Below are 280 nucleotides of genomic sequence, written 5' to 3' on the forward strand. Positions count from 1 at the left end.
AGCGATGAAAACCGGCAGTGGCTGGCCGGGTGCGGCCTGACGCCGGAACAGATGGCGGCGCAGATGGAGCCGCTGCCGGTTCCGGAAAGGACGCTTCATCTGTACCACTGCGACCACCGGGGCCTGCCGCTGGCGCTGATAAGCCAGGACGGCGCCATCAGCTGGCGTGCGGAGTATGACGAATGGGGTAACGTGCTGCAGGAAGATAATCCACATAATCTGCAACAGCTTATCCGCCTGCCGGGCCAGCAGTATGACGACGAATCCGGACTGCACTACA

Annotated in this window: 1 protein-coding gene; it reads left to right on the top strand. The window is 62.1% G+C overall.

Features of this window, described 5'->3' with window-relative positions:
* Positions 1-280: RHS domain-containing protein (locus OGY09_RS01055; protein ID WP_286589800.1), on the top strand; the 280-nt coding region annotated here is incomplete at both ends.

This window comes from Citrobacter sp. Cpo071, from assembly GCF_030332765.1.
Lineage (GTDB): Bacteria > Pseudomonadota > Gammaproteobacteria > Enterobacterales > Enterobacteriaceae > Citrobacter > Citrobacter portucalensis.